This window comes from Endozoicomonas sp. ALB115, from assembly GCF_049310245.1.
Taxonomy (GTDB): Bacteria; Pseudomonadota; Gammaproteobacteria; order Pseudomonadales; family Endozoicomonadaceae; genus Endozoicomonas.
On record NZ_JBLYZG010000184.1, the window covers coordinates 1 to 1,309 of the forward strand.

The window sequence follows — 1,309 nt, forward strand, 5'->3', positions numbered from 1 at the left end:
CCAATGGCACTGACTTAAGCTCACTTCCCTTGGTATTTCTTGAGTCTGCGTGCTTGTGATCTTGGATGTTGGAGCCTTTTATGCGGTTTTGGTCGTTTCTTAACGGCCCTTGGCTCCGACCGGCCTGGTCGATTCCCAACAACATGCTGCCCTATGATGTCCATCATATTAATGATCTTCTGTTCCAGCCAATCACCCGATGCTCCCAGTAACGTCTGAAGGAATGACGCCAGTGTTTCCTGAGCCGTTTTAAAGCTCAATTCCCGTGGAGTCTTGTCAATGTGCTTTGCTGTTTTCCCCATCAGTGCCCGTATCAGGTTGTATACCAGAAAGTTGATGGATATTTCTTTTCTCACCATTTCCGGACTTTTACAGCGCAGCATATCCATTTTCATGGTCGTTTTGATCACATCAAAATCTATCTCGACGTGCCAGCGTTTCAGATACAGCGCAATGATTTCTGTCCGGGAATACTCCTCAACATCCAGTAAAGTGGTGATGATGGTGCGACGTTTGTTCTTGACAGCACGGATTACCAGCTCTGCTGGCATCTGATCATAAAGCTCCTGACTCATCCACTCAGGTCGGACGGGTCTTGTTAATTTGAATAATCCATCCTTGCTACCCAGCTTTTGATCGCATTTCCGGAAATCAATATGGCGGGCACCATTTTTCTCGAAAACCACGTCAGCCTTGGCCTGTAACAGCAAAGCCAACAGGAAGTAGTTCTCAAAATTCGCATCACCTAACAGGATGTCGCCATCCTGCAGATGGGAGAACAATTTCCTGAGCAAAGCTTGTTCCCCGGTTTCTTTCCCTTCGTAGGCAGCCACAGCAAAATTAAGCAATGCGCCACTGCCAAGAGAGATCAAAACGAGGATTCTGAGAATCGGGAAACCAAGCCCTTTTTTTGGGTGCCAGGCTGAGGATATTCTTTCTGATTTTTCTCAGTGTCAGGCATCAACAATGTTGAACCATCAGTAAGCAGTACACGACGTTGATGCCATAGCCACGATTCTGGCGAGGCGCGATCAAGGTTATTGCCTGATGTGCGCAGCAAGCCTCTTATGGATGCTTCAGTCAATCGTTGCCTCGCCTTGCAATAGGCGCTGGTGTCAGTGTTGGGCACCTTATTCTTCTTGCCCTTGACGACCTGATCTCTCGCGTCATCAATGAGGGCGTGGCGACATGATTTAGTGTCACTGGCCACCTGTCGCATGAACAAGGTTAACGTTTTGATGGGTGGAAAATCCCGTACCCTGCAGCTGGGGTAACAACTCTGAAAAGAGTTAAGGTCATCAGAGGTAAT

General features: G+C 47.8%; 1 protein-coding gene and 1 pseudogene. Both read right to left on the bottom strand.

Annotated elements, in window-relative coordinates; genetic code table 11:
* Window positions 1-20: 20 nt before the first annotated feature.
* The gene (locus ACO6VE_RS24510) at window positions 21-872 is read right to left on the bottom strand and encodes an IS4 family transposase (RefSeq protein ID WP_422464119.1); all 852 of its coding nucleotides are present in this window, start codon (window positions 870-872) and stop codon (window positions 21-23) included.
* A pseudogene (locus tag ACO6VE_RS24515) lies at window positions 869-1,309 on the bottom strand (IS4 family transposase); the annotation flags it as partial. The pseudogene ACO6VE_RS24515 and the gene ACO6VE_RS24510, both read right to left, overlap by 4 nt.